The 16,768-nt window shown below is 65.5% G+C and carries 16 protein-coding genes and 1 tRNA gene; 9 read left to right on the top strand and 8 right to left on the bottom strand.

The window, feature by feature from the left end; genetic code table 11:
* Positions 1-49 precede the first annotated feature (49 nt).
* From AC3FKG_RS15365 to AC3FKG_RS15375, 3 genes are all read left to right on the top strand, one after another.
* Positions 50-1,318: an amidohydrolase family protein gene (locus tag AC3FKG_RS15365; RefSeq protein WP_483708276.1), complete on the top strand. Its 1,269-nt coding sequence runs from the start codon at positions 50-52 to the stop codon at positions 1,316-1,318.
* Positions 1,319-1,344: 26 nt separating this feature from the next.
* On the top strand, positions 1,345-1,881 hold the full coding sequence (locus AC3FKG_RS15370; RefSeq protein WP_488743462.1) for a DUF1097 domain-containing protein: 537 nt from the start codon (positions 1,345-1,347) through the stop codon (positions 1,879-1,881).
* A 119-nt stretch (positions 1,882-2,000) separates the two neighbouring features.
* The gene (locus AC3FKG_RS15375) at positions 2,001-3,710 is read left to right on the top strand and encodes a gamma-glutamyltransferase family protein (RefSeq protein WP_488743463.1); all 1,710 of its coding nucleotides are present in this window, start codon (positions 2,001-2,003) and stop codon (positions 3,708-3,710) included.
* Positions 3,711-3,818: 108 nt separating this feature from the next.
* Here AC3FKG_RS15375 and AC3FKG_RS15380 read toward each other — a convergent pair whose 3' ends face one another.
* Genes AC3FKG_RS15380 through AC3FKG_RS15390 form a run of 3 tightly spaced genes read right to left on the bottom strand, consistent with a single transcriptional unit; the run spans position 3,819 to position 5,893 of the window.
* Positions 3,819-4,205 carry a RidA family protein gene (locus AC3FKG_RS15380; protein WP_483708279.1) on the bottom strand — a complete coding sequence of 129 codons (387 nt, stop codon included), beginning with the start codon at positions 4,203-4,205 and terminating at the stop codon, positions 3,819-3,821.
* Between the two features lie 46 nt (positions 4,206-4,251).
* The gene (locus AC3FKG_RS15385; RefSeq protein WP_488743464.1) at positions 4,252-5,568 is read right to left on the bottom strand and encodes a HipA domain-containing protein; all 1,317 of its coding nucleotides are present in this window, start codon (positions 5,566-5,568) and stop codon (positions 4,252-4,254) included.
* Positions 5,561-5,893, bottom strand: coding sequence for a helix-turn-helix domain-containing protein (locus AC3FKG_RS15390; RefSeq protein WP_483708281.1), 333 nt, complete (start codon positions 5,891-5,893; stop codon positions 5,561-5,563). Before AC3FKG_RS15390 ends, AC3FKG_RS15385 begins: the two co-directional genes overlap by 8 nt.
* 278 nt (positions 5,894-6,171) lie before the next feature.
* Here AC3FKG_RS15390 and AC3FKG_RS15395 point away from each other — a divergent pair, with 278 nt between their 5' ends.
* From AC3FKG_RS15395 to AC3FKG_RS15405, 3 genes are all read left to right on the top strand, one after another.
* On the top strand, positions 6,172-7,179 hold the full coding sequence (locus tag AC3FKG_RS15395; RefSeq protein ID WP_488743465.1) for a tripartite tricarboxylate transporter substrate binding protein: 1,008 nt from the start codon (positions 6,172-6,174) through the stop codon (positions 7,177-7,179).
* A 61-nt stretch (positions 7,180-7,240) separates the two neighbouring features.
* Complete coding sequence (locus AC3FKG_RS15400; protein ID WP_488743466.1) at positions 7,241-8,788, top strand: class I adenylate-forming enzyme family protein; 1,548 nt, start codon at positions 7,241-7,243, stop codon at positions 8,786-8,788.
* A 63-nt stretch (positions 8,789-8,851) separates the two neighbouring features.
* Positions 8,852-8,928 (top strand) — tRNA-Val (locus tag AC3FKG_RS15405).
* Between the two features lie 74 nt (positions 8,929-9,002).
* On the opposite strand, the gene AC3FKG_RS15410 is transcribed toward AC3FKG_RS15405, so the two are convergent.
* Positions 9,003-9,611: a cysteine hydrolase family protein gene (locus AC3FKG_RS15410; RefSeq protein WP_483708284.1), complete on the bottom strand. Its 609-nt coding sequence runs from the start codon at positions 9,609-9,611 to the stop codon at positions 9,003-9,005.
* Positions 9,612-9,696: 85 nt separating this feature from the next.
* On the opposite strand from AC3FKG_RS15410, the gene AC3FKG_RS15415 reads away from it, so the two are divergent.
* Entirely contained in the window at positions 9,697-10,542 is an 846-nt protein-coding gene (locus AC3FKG_RS15415; protein WP_483708285.1) for a LysR family transcriptional regulator, read from the top strand.
* A 24-nt stretch (positions 10,543-10,566) separates the two neighbouring features.
* Here AC3FKG_RS15415 and AC3FKG_RS15420 read toward each other — a convergent pair whose 3' ends face one another.
* The 3 genes from AC3FKG_RS15420 to AC3FKG_RS15430 are packed head-to-tail and all read right to left on the bottom strand — an operon-like array spanning position 10,567 to position 13,799.
* The gene (locus AC3FKG_RS15420; RefSeq protein WP_488743467.1) at positions 10,567-11,727 is read right to left on the bottom strand and encodes a CaiB/BaiF CoA transferase family protein; all 1,161 of its coding nucleotides are present in this window, start codon (positions 11,725-11,727) and stop codon (positions 10,567-10,569) included.
* A gap of 41 nt (positions 11,728-11,768) precedes the next feature.
* Positions 11,769-12,779 carry an NADPH:quinone oxidoreductase family protein gene (locus AC3FKG_RS15425; RefSeq protein WP_483708288.1) on the bottom strand — a complete coding sequence of 337 codons (1,011 nt, stop codon included), beginning with the start codon at positions 12,777-12,779 and terminating at the stop codon, positions 11,769-11,771.
* An 18-nt stretch (positions 12,780-12,797) separates the two neighbouring features.
* Positions 12,798-13,799 carry a Bug family tripartite tricarboxylate transporter substrate binding protein gene (locus AC3FKG_RS15430; RefSeq protein ID WP_488743468.1) on the bottom strand — a complete coding sequence of 334 codons (1,002 nt, stop codon included), beginning with the start codon at positions 13,797-13,799 and terminating at the stop codon, positions 12,798-12,800.
* 190 nt (positions 13,800-13,989) lie between these two features.
* Here AC3FKG_RS15430 and AC3FKG_RS15435 point away from each other — a divergent pair, with 190 nt between their 5' ends.
* Positions 13,990-14,889 (top strand): LysR family transcriptional regulator, encoded by a 900-nt coding sequence (locus tag AC3FKG_RS15435; RefSeq protein WP_488743469.1) that lies wholly within the window; start codon positions 13,990-13,992, stop codon positions 14,887-14,889.
* A gap of 328 nt (positions 14,890-15,217) precedes the next feature.
* Complete coding sequence (locus tag AC3FKG_RS15440; RefSeq protein ID WP_488743470.1) at positions 15,218-15,409, top strand: hypothetical protein; 192 nt, start codon at positions 15,218-15,220, stop codon at positions 15,407-15,409.
* 273 nt (positions 15,410-15,682) lie between these two features.
* Here the strand turns inward: AC3FKG_RS15440 and galE are convergent, their stop codons facing one another.
* Entirely contained in the window at positions 15,683-16,702 is a 1,020-nt protein-coding gene (gene galE, locus AC3FKG_RS15445) for a UDP-glucose 4-epimerase GalE (RefSeq protein WP_488743471.1), read from the bottom strand.
* Between the last annotated feature and the right edge of the window lie 66 nt (positions 16,703-16,768).

The following is a 16,768-nucleotide window of genomic DNA, read 5'->3' on the forward strand; positions in this document are numbered from 1 at the left end:
TGTGAAACCAGCAGGCAATCCAATCAAAACCTCATGCGAGGAGACACCCATGCAGACAGATCTGCTGATTCGGAACGCCTGCGTCCGCGATGACGCACCGCTGACCGATATCGCCATCGCCAACGGCAGGATCGCAGCGATCGAGCCTGGCATCGACGTCCATGCGGACGAGATCATCGACGCCGGTGGCCGCGCCGTCATTCCCGGGTTGATCGAGGCACACCTGCACCTCGACAAGGCGCTGCTGCACCGTCGCCTGCCAGCCCGGTTCGGCACCCTCGACGAGGCCATCCGCGTCACCGGCATCCTGAAGGGCAAGCAGGAACGCGCAGACGTGCTCGATCGCTCGCGGCAGGTACTCGACATGGCCGTCAGGAATGGCACCGTTGCGGTTCGCGCGCATCCGGACGTGGACCTGATCCAGGGCCTCATTGGCGTGGAGACGCTGCTGGAGCTGAAGCAGGAATACAACGACCTGCTCGACCTCCAGATCGTCGCCTTCCCGCAGGAAGGCATCCTGAAATCCAACGGCACCTACGCGCTGATGCACGAGGCCATGCAGATGGGCGCCGACGTGGTCGGCGGCTGCCCATACAACGAACTGACGTGGGCCGACACCCGGCGCCATATCGACATGGTGTTCGAACTGGCCCAGCACTATGGCGCGCCCGTCGATCTCCATGCCGACTTCGCGGACGATGCCAGCGACCAGCGCTTCGCCGCCATCTCTTACATCGCGCAGAAGACCATCGAGACCGGGTACCAGGGCAAGGTAGCGCTCGGCCACGTCACCAGCCTGGGCGCGCTCGATCCCGACGAACTCGCACCGCTGATCGAGCTGGTGCGCGAAGCCGGCATCAGCATCGTGACCCTGCCGGCCACCGATCTCTACCTGGGCGGCCGCAAGGATCGAGTTTGCCAGCGACGCGGACTTACCCCGGTGAAAGCGCTGCACAGTGCCGGCGTCAATGTTGCCTATTCGTCGAACAACGTCCGCAATGCCTTCACCCCGTTTGGCACGGCCGACATGCTGCAGATCGGCAACATGCTCGCGCATGTCGCGCAGTTCGGCGTGCCCGAGCACCAGCTTGCAGTGCTCGACATGGGGACCTACAACGCGGCTCGCGCCATCGGACTGGACGGGCGATATGGCCTTGCCGTCGGCAAGGACGCCGACCTGATCGTCCTCGACGCCTACAAGGTGGCCGACGCATTGCTGGATATTCCGCCTCGGCTCTGGGTCGTCAAGCGCGGAAGGATCACCGTCGTGACCCAGCATCGCTGTGAAATCCACCGCCACCAGTGCTGTGCGCACTGAATTGTCCTGACCAGGAGGAGACCACCATGAAGAAGCTGCCTGCAGAGATCGTAGCGTCGTTGCTCGCCGTCACCACGGTCCTGATCGCCTTGCCGCCCTATCACCTGCCGCCCTGGGCGATCTTCATCAGCTGGGCCGCCACGTTCGCCATGGGCGGGCCGACGGCAGAGAACCTGAAGAAGATCTGGCCGACCTTGCCGGTCGGATCGCTGTTCGCGTTCCTGATCGTACTGTGCTTCCGTCAGGCCTCGACGCAGTTCACGGGCGCGTCGTTCATCGTTGCACAGATGGTGATCCTGTTCACGCTAAACGCCAGCATGATGTTCCTGGCCCGCGTCTTCCCGTTACTTGGCTTTATCCCGGGGATGTTCTTCGGCTTCGCATCGTACTTTGCCACCCTGTTCGGAGGTTTCGGACCGGTGCCGCACGATCCCGTTGCCGCCCTGGGCGCCGTAGTGGCGATGAACGCGCTCGGGCCGGCATACGCATGGCTCAAGGAGCGTTATTCGGCCCCCGAGGGCAGCGGCAAGAAGTCGTGGAATGGATGGCAACAGGAGGCTTGAGTCTGCGTAGGGGGCATGCGGCTGACTCGCGCTGCATGCCCGCTGCCCGGCAGTCTTGTGTGGCAACTGTCAGGTCCGGCAATCAATCCGGCAGACGAAGCAGATTTTGGGGAACGTTCATGGGAATTCTTGACGACGGCTTTCCGGTCAGCGCGGGCACCACGCGCCGGGAGTTTCTGGCCGGCTCTGCCGCCGTGGCAGGCGCGGCCGTGCTGCCGTGCAACGGGCAGGCGGACACGCTGCCGGATCAGCGCAGGCCGGCGCGCTCGACACATGGCATGGTAACCAGCCCGCACGAACTCGCCAGCCGGGCCGGGCTGGAAGTGCTGCAGGCCGGAGGCAATGCAATCGAGGCGGCCATCGCCATTGGCGCCGTGCTGAGCGTCACGTACCCGCACTTTACGGGGCTGGGCGGCGACGCATTCCTGGTCATCAGCGACCGGCATGGCAATGTCCGCACGCTCTCCGGCATCGGTCAGGCGGCCATGCGTCCGCCTGCATACGGTAGCGCCATTCCGACACGGGGCCCCGGCGCTACCTTGACCGCCGCGGCGACGGTGGCCACCTGGGAGCAGGCATTCGAGCTCAGCCGCAAGGAATGGGGCGGCAAGCAGGCATGGTCCTCCCTGTTCTCCAGAGCCACCGAATATGCGGTCAACGGCTTCGCGGTGACGCCGTCGCAGCGCTTCTGGCAGGAATTTCGCGCCGCGGACCTGGCCGACTGGCCGGGCTTCGACCGCGTCTTCATGCCGCAAGGCAGGATTCCGGCCGCCGGAGAACCCTTCAGGCAACCGGAACTTGCCCGCACGCTGGACCGGCTGGCAACGTATGGCGGCCGCGAATTCTACGAGGGCGACCTCGCCGGCCGCATCGCCGCAGGCCTGAAGCGGGCCGGATCGCCGCTGACCGCCGCGGACCTGGCCCGCTGCCGCGCGCGGGACGAAGTACCGCTGCGGGTGGCGTATCGGGATGGCGAACTGCTGGGCCTGCGGCCTCCCACCCAGGGCGTGACCACGCTGGAGATCATGGGCATCCTCAATCGTTTCGACCTTGCGTCGATCCCGGAAGGCAGCGCCGATTACTATCACCTGCTCGTGGAAGCCGTGAAGCTGGCCTTCCTCGACCGGAACCAGTATGTCGCGGATCCCGATTTCGCCGACGTACCGGTGGACCACTTGCTGTCCAAACAGAACCTGGACGCCCACGCCAGGCGCATACACCTGGACAAGGCGATGCCCTGGCCACAGGTGTTCAAACCTGGCGACACCGTCTATATCGGTGCGGCCGACAGCCACGGCAACTGCGTCAGCATGCTCCAGACGGTCTATTTCGACTGGGGCAGTGGTGTTGTCGCGGGGGATACCGGCATCCTCTGGCACAACCGCGGCGCGGCCTTCAGCCTCGACCCGGCGAGCCCGAACGTCTTGCGGGGCGGCAAGCGTCCGTTCCACACCCTGAACCCCGGCATGTACCTGAAGAAAGGGCAGCCGCACCTGCTCTACGGCACGCAGGGGGCCGATGGCCAGCCACAGACGCTGGCTGCGGTCCTGACACGGCTGATCGACTACGGCATGGACCCGCTCACCGCGCTGCGCCGCCCGCGCTTCCTGCTGGGCAAGACGTTCTCCGACAGCCGGGACAGTCTCAAGCTGGAGCAGGACGCCGGCAAGCCAGTGTTTGCGGAGCTGGCCAGGCGTGGACACGAACTCAGCCCGCTGCCGGCCCAGAGCCAGCTTGCCGGCCATCCCGGAGCGATCCGCCTCGATCCGGACGGGCGCATAACCGGGGCACATGATCCACGCAGTGACGGCATGGCACTCGGTCTGTGAAGATCCCGGCTTGAGCAGGTCTCTCATCCCAGGCCTGCTCCGCCGACTGAACCGGGTTCCGCTGGCGCTCGGTGCCATCTGCGGCTTCTTCCATGACCTCGATCCCGCTCACGAAGAAACAGGGTTAAAGGCAATAGCCTCAACTTCTATCTTGGTGCCTGCCATATTCCTGCCCTGCAATGTCGAACGTGCCGGCTTGCCTCCGGGAAAGAACTCGCCGTAGATGCGATTGAATCCCTCGAAGTCGCTCGGGTCTTCGAGCCACACCGTTGTCTTGACGACGTCGTTGAGTGTGCAACCTGCCAGTGCCAGAACACTGGCAACGTTGTGCAAGGTCTGGCGCGTTTGTACTTCAATCCCGCCGACGACAAGAGTACCGTCTTCCGCCCTTGCCACTTGCCCGGATACATAGACAAAGTCACCGGCCTTTGTCGCCAGCGAGCGCGGTAGCATTCGTGTTGCGGGATTGTTTTCTGCAAAGTAGTCAATCGTCATGTTCGGCACCTTGTGAAGAGCTCCCAACAATCTTATGCCGCAACCTTCACCGCGACAGCACTCTCAACATGTCGTCAATCACCGTGAAGCGAATCACGCGCAAGCAGGACAGTTCACCAGCCAGCCCGCTGCGCAGTGCCGGATCCTTCGCTGCCATGGCGGTGTTTTCCTGTTCCGCCTGCGCATAGAGGCCTTCGACGGCGGGCCCGATGGCCTTCAGCATGACATCGAGGCGACGCTCCGCGGTCGGTGCCGCCAGCCCCATCAAGCGCCCGGCCTCTAGCACCAGCGCACGCGAAAAGTCGCCATAGAATTCGACGCCCAGCACCGGCCACGCAAAGCGGTGTCCGTCCGGCCAGTTGGTCTTGTCGTAAGTGCGCGTGCCGTATGCCGCTTCGCTCAGCAGGTCATAGAACGGCGCCAGCGCAATGCCCTCGCCGGAAACCAGAAAACTCAGGTTCTTCAAATGCGCGTCGGAATTGCCTGTCAGGATATTGAACACCAGCCAGTCGAACAGCCTCGCCCGCACCAGTGCCGGCGCACGGCATAGATCCGCCAGCTCCCCCAGCCTTTCGACGCTGCCCTGGTCGTACTTGAACGCGCGCGAGAGGTTCAGCAACTGGCACGCGTCGATGGCGTGCAGGCGCCGCCAGCCCTGCGGAAGATGGCGACGGTCGAAGCGATCGACCATGTAGACGGGAGACGGCACATAACGCCGGTGCACCCCCGGCACGTCGAGCTTCAGCCTTGCGGCCAGCGACATCACGAACCACTCGTTCGCGACCGAGTGCGGATAGAACGCGTTTTCCTGGTGCGTCGGCTTGAGGATATGCGTCGATGGGGTATCCGCGCCGGGCTCGTACAACTGGCCGTCTTGCAGCACCACTGCCAGCTTGTGCTGGGCGCCCGCCAGCGACATGCGCTTGAGCGCATCGTGCGTCAGCGGAACGCGCGGCAGATTGCGGATGCGCGCATCGAGTTCGGCGTCCGGCAACGGGCGCATCGCCGGCGCCTGCTGCAAGGACTTGCCCGGCGGCAGCAACGTCAGCGATCCGGCCGATTCCGCGCCATACCACGCCAGCAAGGCGAAGGCGTCGGCTTCGTTGCGGATGCCTGCGTCACGGGCCAGCAAGACGCGCTGGCCCTCTTCGGGCAGCAGATTGTCAAAGTACCACTGGACCGGACGCACGCTGCTGCCGTCGATTTGCCGGCCGGCCTGCAATGGCAGCGCCGGGCTCAGCGCAAAGCCTTGCGAATCCGCCAGCCAGGCGGGCGTGTATTCGAATGACCAGACGTCGTGCTCGTCGCGCAGCGTGCCCACCAGTGCGCCGTTGATGCTCGCCAGCAGGACACGATCAGCCATGCCCATCCTTTGCTGCAGGCTCCGTTCCCGCCGAAGCCCGGCGCCGGCGGCTGCGGGCCTGGCGATGCCGGAGCTTGTCGCGCTCGGAATCGACCAGCGGGAAAGCGGCCTCCGGCACGTCCACCACGATGCGGATGCCCAATCCGTTCAGTACCTGGAACAACTTGCCCCACTGGATCCCCTCGGCGCCGTTTTCGACGCGGACCATAAAGTTCTCGCTAACGCCGATCGCGCCAGCGGCGTCGTCCTGTCGCATGCCGTGTGCCTTCCGGGATGCACGTACGATGGCACCGATGTCGGCGGCATCGCCAAGCTGGAGTTGCATAAAAAATCTCCCTGATCGCAAGGATTTTAGGTTGCCACGCTAGCAGAAGCAAGAAATCTCCCTGATCACAGAGATTCTGCTTGATCGAAGGAACCAAACGCCAAAATCTCCCCAAACACCAAGATTCCGGCCAAGCACCGTGTTGCAGAAGCCAACCTTTGCCATTTCGGAATTCCCCTGCTTGCGCGCGCGATTTAAGGTTTCCCACATAAGTGTCCCAGCCGCCACGCGAGAGGACGCTGCGGCACAACCGGTATAAGAAACCGAAGGAGACATCGATGAACACGCATTCGAGCACTGGAACACATCGCCGCGCCTGGCTGCTGGCAACCGGCCTGGCATTTGCCGCTGCAGCCACGCTTGGCCACGCCGGCCTGGCCGGGGCAGAGACCTGGCCTTCCCGTCCGATCCAGCTGCTGATTCCGTACCCGCCCGGCGGCAGCGCCGACCTGCTCGCGCGCCCGGTGGCCGCAAGGCTACAGGAACGGCTGGGCCAGCCCGTGGTGCTCGACTACCGTCCCGGCGCCGGCGGCACCATCGCCACGCAGATGCTGGCGCGCGCCAAACCCGACGGCAACACCCTGATCATGGTGCTGGCCGCGCATGCGATCAACGCCAGCCTGTATCCCAAACTGCCGTATGACACGCGCAAGGACTTCGCACCGGTCTCGCTGGTGGCCAACCTGCCGATGATTCTGGCCGGCAGCAGTTCGCTGCGTGCCAACACGGTGCCGGAGCTGATTGCCGAAGCCAAGGCGTCGCCAGGCAAGCTCACGTTCGCCTCGGCTGGCAACGGCAACACCGGCCACCTCGCGGGCGAGCTGTTCGATTCGGTGACAGGCATCAAGATGACACACGTACCGTACAAGGGCAGCGCGCAGGTGGTGACGGCGATGCTGTCGGGCGAGGTCCAGCTTACCTTCGACAGCATCTCGACCACGCTGCCGCATGTGCGCGCCGGCAAGGTGCGCGCACTCGCCGTGACCGGCACGAAGCGCGCGGCCATCGCGCCCGATGTCCCGACGCTGGCCGAGGCTGGCGTGCCGGGCATCAACATCACCGGCTGGTATGCCGTGCTGGCACCGGCCGGCACGCCGGCTCCGGTGGTCGACCGCCTCAGCCGCGAGATTGCGACGGTATTGAAGGAGCCCGAGCTGAAGGCCAATCTCGCCTCCAATGGCTATGAACCGGTGGGCTCCACGCCTGACGCGCTGCGCACGCACATCGACGCCGAGATCACGCGCTGGAGCAAGGTTGTTAAAGATTCCGGCGCCCAGGTGCAATAAGCTTCCCCGAACTGAATCCCCGATCGCCGGCGCAAGGACAACTTCCGCCGGCCTGTATGCCATGACCGACACCTCCCCGATGCAACGCCCCTTCACCAGCATGTCCGTCCTTGTGCGCGGCCACGCTGCGAGCCATCCCGCGCATGCCGCCCTTGTGCAGGGCGAGCAATCGATGTCTTATGGCGAACTCGATGCCATCATGACCCGCATCGGCGCAGCACTGCAGCGCGACGGCGTGCAGCCCGGCGGCGCGATCTCGATCTGTGCGACCTCTTCCATCGAATATGCCGCCGTGTATCTCGGCGCCATCCGCGCCGGCGTGGTCGTCGCACCGCTCGCGCCCTCCTCCACCGCGCAAAGCCTGGCCGACATGGTGGCCGATGCAGAGGCAGGCATCCTGTTCGTCGATGCCGCGGTAGCCGCCGCCCTGCAGCCCGTGCTGCCGCAGCTTGGCGCCACGCGTATCGTGACGCTGGACAACAGCGCCGCGGGCCAGCCTTTCCAGGCCTGGCTGGCACCGGCGGGGACACCATTCACGGAGCCGGAAGTGCGGCCGGAACTGCCGCTCAATATCATCTATTCGTCCGGTACGACGGGCATGCCCAAGGGCATCGTGCAATCGCACGGCATGCGCTGGGCGCACGTGTCGCGCGGCGCGATGACCGGGTACGGCACCGACGCCATCACGCTGCTCTCCACCCCGCTCTACTCGAACACCACGCTTGCAAGCTTCTTCCCGACCATCGGGCTGGGCGGCACGGCCGTGCTGATGCCGAAGTTCGACGCCGGCAAGTACCTGGAACTGGCCCAGCGCCATCGCGTCACGCATACCATGCTGGTGCCGGTGCAATACCAGCGCCTGATGGCCCATCCGGACTTCGACAAGTACGACCTGTCGAGCTTCCGGCGCAAGTTCTGCACGAGCGCGCCGTTCAGCGCTGCGCTCAAAGCCGAAGTGCTGCGCCGCTGGCCCGGCAAGCTGACGGAGCTGTATGGCATGACCGAAGGCGGTGGCGGCTGCATGCTGGCCGCCGACGAGTTCCCCGACAAGCTGCACACGGTCGGACGTCCCGCAACGGGCGCGGACGTGCGCATCATCGGCGAAGACGGCAAGGAACTGCCGCCCGGCAGCACTGGTGAAGTCGTCGGCCGCTCCGGCGCCATGATGAACGGCTACCACAACCTGCCGGCCAAGTCGGCCGAGGTGGAATGGCATGACGCCGAGGGCAATCGCTTTATCCGCACGGGCGATATCGGCCGCTTCGACGAAGACGGCTTCCTGGTGCTGATGGACCGCATGAAAGACGTGATCATCTCGGGCGGCTTCAATATCTACCCGAGCGATATTGAAGCCGTGGTGCGAACGCATGAGGCTGTGCTCGATGTATCCGTGGTCGGCGTGCCGTCGGAGCGCTGGGGCGAGACGCCGGTCGGCTTTATCGCGCTGCGCGATGGGCACGGCGCCACGGCGCAGGCGGTGCTCGACTGGGCCAACGAACGCCTTGGCAAGACCCAGCGGCTGAGCGCGCTGCACGTCGTCGACAGCCTACCCCGCAGCGCCATCGGCAAGGTGCTAAAGCGCGAGCTGCGGGACCGCATCACCGGCTGAACAAAAACATTTCCGAAATACTTGCGCCGCCGCGAAGGCATCTCTATAATCTGCGGCTTCGCTAGGCTCGTAGCTCAGCTGGTTAGAGCACCACCTTGACATGGTGGGGGTCGTTGGTTCGAGTCCAATCGAGCCTACCAACGCACAACGCAAACACGGACGGTCGCCACTTTGGCACCGTCCGTTTTTGTTTTTGCGGCGCGCCTTTCCGGAATCAAGCTTTCCAGGCCGATGCATCCGGCACCACCGTCGCAAAGCGGTCATGCAAGGCCGCCAGCGTGGCACGGTGCAATTGCGCCGCGCGCAGCGGCTCGCCGCCGAGCGGATCAGGCAGGTCGCGCGTGGCACAGGCATTGGCCACCAGCGTGACGCGATAACCATGATCGAGCGCCGAGCGCACCGTCGCACTGATGCACATGTGCGTCTGGAATCCGGCCACGATCAGTTCCTTGCGGCCCAGCTGCGCAAGCCGCGCGGCCAAGTCCGTACCGGCAAAGCTGTTGGGCAGGTGTTTGACCACGGTCTGCTCATCGGCCTGCGGCGTCAGTCCTTCGATGAACGACACATAAGGCCCCGCCGGATCGAAGGCACCCTTGCCCTTGCCGTGATGCATGACGTGGATCACCGGCGTACCCCGCTGCCGCGCCAGCGCCAGCAGGTCGGCGCAAGCGGCCACGGCCTCCGGCATCCCGACCAGTGGCAGCACGCCGTCTGTGTATTCGCGCTGGTGATCCACGAGGATCAGCGCGGCGTCCTCCCAGGCAGATGGCTTGCGGCTGGCGCCGACGGCGTCGAGCAGCGTAACGGGGGTCGTAGCAGACATCGCGGATTCTCCGGTCGAGTAGGTTGTGCAGGCATCGTAGACCACGCTATGCTGTGCGCCAATTACCCACTCACACACAGCCGCTGTGCAAAAACGTACAGTTTCGTGGGACGACCTGCTGACCCTGTCCACGCTCATTCGCGCCGGTAGCTACTCGGCCTGCGCACGCGAGCTCGATATCACGCATGCCACGGCCATCCGGCGCATCCGACGACTGGAGACCGCGTTGGGCAAGCCCGTTGCCACGCGCGCCGAAGGCGCCTTCGAACTGACCTCGGCAGGCCGCAACGCGCTGACGGCGGCGCGACAGATGGAGCAATCGGCAGACCGCCTGATGCGCGAGCTTGAGGGCACGGGCAGCGGCACGTCCGGCGTGGTGCGCGTGGCCGCGACGGCCGCGCTGGGCAGCCACTTCCTGATTCCGCGCCTGCCGGGGCTGTACGCGGCCAATCCCGACATCGTTGTCCGTCTTGAACTCGATGACCGCCGTGCCAGCCTGGCGCGGCGGCACGCGCATCTCGCCGTGCGGCTTGCACGACCGCAGGAAGACGATATCGTCGCGCAGCGCGTCGGCACCGTGCGGTTCGGACTCTATGGTTCGGCCACCATTCAGATGGACGACAGCACGCCGCTATGCGCGCTGCTCGACGAAGGCTATGGCATTCCCGAGGCCACCTGGCCGCATGGTGCGAAGCGCCGCATCGCCTTTCACTCCAACAACCTGCTGGCGGTTCGTGAAGCGGTGCGCGCGGGCCTCGGAACCGCGTTGCTGCCGCACTATGTCGCGCACGACGATGCGGGGCTGCGACTCCTGCGCGAAGTACCCGAGGTCATGCGCGAGATCTGGCTGGCCTACCCGACCGAGTTCCGCGGCGCGTCGCGCTTCCGGCCGGTGATCGAATGGCTGGCCGATACGCTGTCCCAGTGCTGACGACAGCCGGCCATCCCTTGCCCGTCAGGCAACAAGTCCGAACTCGGCAAGCACAGAGACCGTGTGCTCCCCCAGCAACGGGGCCGGGCCCTGCGGTCGCACGGTGCCCGCCAGGCCAGGCAGGTTCGCCCACGGCAACTGGCCAAGCCCTGCCTGCGCCACGCTGCCGAACACGCCCGCCTGCGCGCAATGTTCGCTCCCGAGCATCTCGCGCGGATGCCCGACGCGTCCGAACAAGACATCGTTCTCGGTAAAGACCGCCTCCCAGTGCGACAGCGGCTGCTGCACCAGCGCGACGCCCAGGCGCTGGCACAGTTCGGCCGCGCGCGGCAGGCGGCCCGCGCTGGTGCGCAGGCTTGCATCGGCGAGCCAGTCGTCGAAACCGAGCACAGTAGCCAGCCTCACGAACATGGCGTCGTTGAGCATGCTCACATAGAGCGCACCATCCGCGGCCTGGAACAAGCCCGTGGGCGCGTTGGCGGCGGCCATCTCGGCGTCCGGGAACATGGCATCGTCGAGCATCAGGTAGGACTGCAATGCCGCGCTCGCTTCCAGCAGCGACATCTTTACGTGTCGCCCCTTGCCGCCGCGCGCCGCGCGGAACAGCGCCGCCGACGCATGCTGCGCCGCGTACAGGCCCGTGCTGAGGTCCACCAGGAAAAAGCCAATGCGGCGCGGCTGGCCGGTCGCGTCCCGATTCACATGCATCAGGCCGCTGAAGGCCTGGATGGTGGTATCGACGGCCGGCAACGCGGCCAGCGGACCGTCCTGCCCGTAGCCACTGATCGAGACATAGACCAGCGCCGGGTTGTGCGCGGCCAACGCCTCATAGCCCACGCCCATGCGCTCGGCCACGCCGGGGCGATAGTTCTGGATGACCACGTCGGCCTGGTCGGCCAGCTTGCGCAGCGCCGCCCGGCCGGCATCGGTGCGCGTATCGAGCACCACGCTTTCCTTGCCGGCGTTGTACGCAATGGCGATCGCCGTCATCCCATCGCGCGCGCGGCCCATCTGGCGGCCCCAGTCTCCGGCGGGCGGCTCGACCTTGATCACGCGCGCGCCCTGCTGGCGCAGGATCAGGCCGCAGTACGGGCCGGCAATGCCCTGGCTCAGGTCCAGCACCGTCAGGCCGGCGAGCATCGGTTCGTCATCGGGCGCGGAGGCTGCCGCGGGGGTCTTGTTCATGTCTGTCTCCCGTTTGTCTTTTCGCTGGTTGCGCCGCCGCATCACGGCATGTCGAGCATGACCTTGCCGATCGCGCGGCGTGACATGGTGGTGTCGACGGCTTCGAGCCACTGGTGCAGGCCAAAATGCTGCAGCACCGGCTTCGGCATCTCGCCGTGCGCCACGGCCTGCATGATCTTGCCCACCACGTCCTGCACCTGCGGCGCGAAGCGGCTGCGCTCGTCCGTCAGGCCCCAGCCGATGTAGTAGCCGTAGTTGAAGCCGATCATCGACAGGTTCTTGACGAGCAGCAGGTTGGCAGGGACCTCCGGAATACGCCCGCTCGCATAGCCGATGGACAGCAGGCGCGCGCCCGGCGCCGCGCAGCGCAACGAGGCATCGAAGAGATCGCCGCCGACCGGATCGAACACGACATCCACGCCGCCAGGCGGGCACAGCGCCTTGACTTCGGCTGCCAGCGCCTGCGGATCGGACGGCAGCGCATGCGCGGCGCCATTGCGCACCGCGGCTTCGCGCTTGGCCCCGGTGCTGGCCGTGGCGATCACGCGCGCTCCCATCAGGCGGCCCACCTGCACGGCCGCCGTCCCCAGCGAGCCGCTCGCGCCATGCACGAGCATGGTCTCGCCGGGCTGCAGCGCGGCGCGCCACGCGAGCGCGGCCCAGACGGTGCCGTAGGTGACGGGCAATGCCGCGGCGCTGGCCAGATCCAGTCCATCGGGCACGGGATAGACGGTATCGGCAGTGGTCACCACTTCCTGCGCGAACCCGCCCCAGTCCAGCGCGGCGGCCACGCGCTGGCCGGGCCGCAGACGGGTCACGTCGGGCGCCACTTCGATGATCTCGCCCGCGGCCTCCGTGCCAGGCGTGAATGGCAGCGGCGGCTTGCGCTGGTACTTGCCCGACACGAACAGGCTCAGCGCAAAGCCCACGCCCGCATGCCGCACGCGGATGCGCACCTGGCCCGGCGCCAGCGGACGCCGCTCGATACGCTGCAGTTCCAGTTCGCTCCAGTGACACCAGCGCGAGCACACCAGTCCAAGGTAATCGCTCATACCGTGCTCAAGCCTCCCTCATTCCATCGTGATGCCGACTTCGCGGATGATGCGGCTCCATTTATCCTGGTCGCTCTTCATGACCGCGGCAAACGCTTCCGGCGAATTGCCGACTGGCACCAGGTTCAGGTCCTTCATGCGCTTCGACACCTCCGGCATCCGCACGATGCGCGCGACCTCGCGCGACAGCGCATCGACACGCGCCCTGGGCACGCCCGCCGGGAACATCAGGCCCATCCACGCATCGGGCTCGAAGCCCTTGTAGCCGGCCTCGCGGAACGTCGGCACATTGGGCAGCAGCGCCGAACGCTCGGCACCGGCCAGCGCGACCGGGATGATCTTGCCGCTCTGCAGCAGCGACATGGCCGTGCCGACCGGCACGAGCCCGATCTTCACATGGCCCGCGGCCAGGTCCGTGACCAGCGGTGCGCCACCTTTGTATGCCACGTGGGTCATGTCCAGCCCGGCCTCGCGCTTGAACAGCTCGCCAAGGATATGGCCCGTGGTGCCGGCTCCATAGGAGCCATATGGATACTTGCCTGTATTGGCCTTGAGCAGTGCCACCACATCCTTCAGCGTGCGCGCCGGGAAGTCCGACGACACCGCCAGCACGGTGTAGGAAACGGCCACCTCGCTCACCGGCGCGAAATCCGCGATCGGGTCATAGCCGATGCGCTGGTACAGCGACGGGTTCTGTACGTGCGCGGTGAAGGTCAGCAGCACGGTGTAGCCGTCCCTGTCCGCCCGGGCGACGTACTTGGTGCCGGTGGTCGTGCCGGCACCGGGCTTGTTCTCGACGATCACGGGCTGGTTCCAGGTCTTGGTCAGTTCCTGCCCGATCAGTCTGGCCACGGCGTCGTTGACGTTGCCGGCCACGGACGGCACCACGATGGTCAGTGGCCGCGACGGATACGCCTCGGTGTCTGCCGCCATGGCGGCGGTCGCGGTCACCGCGCTCAGCATGGTGCCCAGCAAGGCGGCACGCAGGCGCGCGCCGCGTGCGGCGGATGGGATCTGCATTGGCTTGTCTCCTGTCTATGGCGCCCGATTTTTCTCGTGCATTGCCTGTCAGCGCCTTGGCCGCAGTCTATGGCAGCCGCCGCGCCCGCGCGATTCCCGCGAGTACCGGCGCGATTCCCCGCGGGAATGGAGCCGCCAATGGCTGCTATACAATGCCCCGACCCCACTCTTGCACCCGCCAGCCGACGCGATGCGATTCGAGGACCTGGAAGCCTTCCTGGTAGTGACCCAGCATGCCAACCTGCACCGCGCCGCCACCGTGCTGGGCGTGACACAGTCGGGCCTGTCCAAGACGCTGGCGCGGCTGGAGGCAGAGGCCGGCATGCCGCTGTTCGAGCGCACCCCGCGCGGGCTGGTCCTGACCAGCGTGGGCAAGACGCTGCATGCGCACGCGCGGCGGATCTCGCTGGCCGCCAGCGACATGCGGCAGGAGCTGGCCGAACAGCGGGTTGCCAAGTCGGGCACGGTACGGCTCGGTGCCATCCCGTATCTGGTGCCGTCGCTGCTCTCGCCGTTGCTGGCGCAGTTCTTCGTGAGCCGGCCGCTGGCCGTGTTCTCGATCGAAACCCACCTGAGCGCCCGCTTGCTGGCGGTGCTGCAGAACGGCGACGTCGACCTGATCCTGGCCGCGCGTCCCACCACCGTTCCCGAGGATGTGCGTGGGCTGCCGCTGGGCCCGCTGACGATGCAGATCGTGGCGCGCAGCGAGCATCCGCGCCGCGCGCGCTTCCATACGCTGGCGGACCTGACCGAAGAACGCTGGGCCGTTCCCGCAAGCTCGCTCTACCTGCGCCAATGGCTTGAAGAGCGCTTTACCGCCGTGGGCCTGCCACCCCCGCGCGTGGCCGTGGAGAGCACCGCATCGCCGGTGGCGTTCGGCGAACTGCTGCGTCATTCGGACCTGCTCGGCATCATGCCGCCGCGCATCCTCCAGCAGGCCGAGGGACAGGGTCTCGAAGCGATCGAGGGCCCCGGCATGGCCTGGCAGCATGAACTGGAGATCTTCTGGCGTGCGGACGGTTACCTGTCGCCGATCTGCCAGGATTTTCGCGACGCTGTGGTGAAATGGTGCGAACAGGCCAGGATCTGAGTAGGCGCTGGCGACTTCCGATCGAATTGGATTGTCCAGAGAACCCCGTCCTCAGTCGACCGGTGTAAACCGATCGAGGCCTATAGTGAACGAAGCCGATATGCACCCGAAAGCAGCCGACGGCGCACCAGCGCATCCGACGATCGTGATGGCATCACGCGGGCGCCGGGTCTAAAGGGGCTGCCCGCTGGCAGTGAAACCCGGAAGGAATCCGGTGCCTGTATATCGCTGACCGTGAAAATGCGGTCTGCGGTACATCCGACAGCATTTCAGCAGGTATCCCGAATGGCTGGTCGGAGCCCATGTCGCATGGACAGGGGACCCCATCATGAGCAATCGCCGCTATGTCGTCACCATCGACCAACCCAGGGACGTTTCCGACGATCAGATGGCCGAGTACATCAAGCTTGCCATCGCCAGTTGGGGCGCCGGACTGCCACCGCCCCCGCCAGACAGTCCGTTCTTCGACCTGGATGTAGAGTCGGTAACGTCCGTCCACAGGAGCAAGCACGACTCGTGAGGGGCGGGCCACGCATGTCGACACGGTCGACGCAGGCTGGATTCGTCACGCAACCTGGCGAGGTGCTGCACGCACCGGACGAACGGACGGACCGGTGAGGCTATCTCGTCACGAGCGTGCTGCGTACGGCGTCAGTAAGTCAGTACTCTCCGACTTGCAGCATCCGTCCTGTGTTTTTTTGCGGTATTAAACCGAAAGCGGGCTGGCGCACGGGATCGACCAATCGACCTCGCGCCGGTACGTTTGCCAGTGCTATCGGCAAAGCGGACAGTTTCAGCCCGCAAACCCACTCGGATTCATAGATTGCCAGCGCCAGGAATCTTCACACATGCGGTCAAGATCGTACCGCGCACGCCAGCCCAGCATTCGGCGTGCCAGCGCGGGATCGGCATAGCAGGAAGCGATATCGCCGGCTCGGCGGGCCACGATTTCATACGGCACGGGGCGGCCGCTGGCGTACTCGTACGCCCTGACCACTTCCAATACGCTGTAGCCGCGGCCGGTGCCGAGGTTGACCGTTATCCCTTGCTGGTGGTCGCGCAGGTAAGCCAATGCAGCGAGATGGCCGTCTGCCAGGTCGGACACGTGGAGATAGTCGCGCACGCCGGTACCATCGGCCGTAGGATAGTCGCCGCCGAACACCATCAGCTTCTTGCGGCGCCCGCCCGCCACCTGTGCCACGTAAGGCATCAGGTTATTTGGCACACCGCTGGGGTCCTCGCCGATCAGCCCGCTCTCGTGCGCACCCACCGGGTTGAAATAGCGCAAATAGGCAATGCGCCAGTCCGGATCAGACTCTTCAAGGTCGCGCAGGACCTGCTCACCCATCAGCTTGGTCTGACCGTAGGGATTCGTTGCGGACAGCGGGAAGTTCTCGAGAATCGGGACTGTGTGCGGATTGCCATAAACGGTGGCTGAAGAACTGAACACCAGTTGCTTTACCCCTGCGGCCTGCATGGTTTCGCATAGGGTCAGCAGACCGTTCAAGTTGTTATCGTAGTACACCAGCGGCTGGCTCACGGATTCGCCTACCGCCTTCAGTGCCGCGAAATGAACGGCGCCGGTGATGCAATGCTCGGCAAACAGGCGGTCGAGCAACGCGCGGTCGCGCACGTCCCCTTTGACAAATTGCGGGGTTTTTCCCGAAATAGCGGCAATTCGCTCGACCACGACCTGACTGCTGTTGCACAGATTATCCAGACCGATGACATCGTACCCATCGTCAAGCAGGGCCGCCCACGTATGCGATGCGATATATCCGGTAGCACCAGTCAGCAGCAATGACTCAGACATGAGGATCTTTCAGGTTGAAGAAGATTGGTCAAGGGGAAGCCTCGTACACCGCGCGCCATCGGCGCT

Source organism: Cupriavidus sp. 22TCCZM04-2 (assembly GCF_057798895.1).

Bases quoted from the DNA above. Each gene is read 5' to 3' on its own strand.
- AC3FKG_RS15440 (WP_488743470.1), top strand. From the start codon at position 15,218: ATGAGCAATCGCCGCTATGTCGTCACCATCGACCAACCCAGGGACGTT.
- AC3FKG_RS15395 (WP_488743465.1), top strand. From the start codon at position 6,172: ATGAACACGCATTCGAGCACTGGAACACATCGCCGCGCCTGGCTGCTG.
- galE (WP_488743471.1), bottom strand. From the start codon at position 16,702: ATGTCTGAGTCATTGCTGCTGACTGGTGCTACCGGATATATCGCATCG.
- AC3FKG_RS15370 (WP_488743462.1), top strand. From the start codon at position 1,345: ATGAAGAAGCTGCCTGCAGAGATCGTAGCGTCGTTGCTCGCCGTCACC.
- AC3FKG_RS15390 (WP_483708281.1), bottom strand. From the start codon at position 5,893: ATGCAACTCCAGCTTGGCGATGCCGCCGACATCGGTGCCATCGTACGT.
- AC3FKG_RS15435 (WP_488743469.1), top strand. From the start codon at position 13,990: ATGCGATTCGAGGACCTGGAAGCCTTCCTGGTAGTGACCCAGCATGCC.
- AC3FKG_RS15365 (WP_483708276.1), top strand. From the start codon at position 50: ATGCAGACAGATCTGCTGATTCGGAACGCCTGCGTCCGCGATGACGCA.
- AC3FKG_RS15380 (WP_483708279.1), bottom strand. From the start codon at position 4,205: ATGACGATTGACTACTTTGCAGAAAACAATCCCGCAACACGAATGCTA.
- AC3FKG_RS15430 (WP_488743468.1), bottom strand. From the start codon at position 13,799: ATGCAGATCCCATCCGCCGCACGCGGCGCGCGCCTGCGTGCCGCCTTG.
- AC3FKG_RS15420 (WP_488743467.1), bottom strand. From the start codon at position 11,727: ATGAACAAGACCCCCGCGGCAGCCTCCGCGCCCGATGACGAACCGATG.
- AC3FKG_RS15410 (WP_483708284.1), bottom strand. From the start codon at position 9,611: ATGTCTGCTACGACCCCCGTTACGCTGCTCGACGCCGTCGGCGCCAGC.
- AC3FKG_RS15375 (WP_488743463.1), top strand. From the start codon at position 2,001: ATGGGAATTCTTGACGACGGCTTTCCGGTCAGCGCGGGCACCACGCGC.
- AC3FKG_RS15385 (WP_488743464.1), bottom strand. From the start codon at position 5,568: ATGGCTGATCGTGTCCTGCTGGCGAGCATCAACGGCGCACTGGTGGGC.
- AC3FKG_RS15425 (WP_483708288.1), bottom strand. From the start codon at position 12,779: ATGAGCGATTACCTTGGACTGGTGTGCTCGCGCTGGTGTCACTGGAGC.
- AC3FKG_RS15400 (WP_488743466.1), top strand. From the start codon at position 7,241: ATGACCGACACCTCCCCGATGCAACGCCCCTTCACCAGCATGTCCGTC.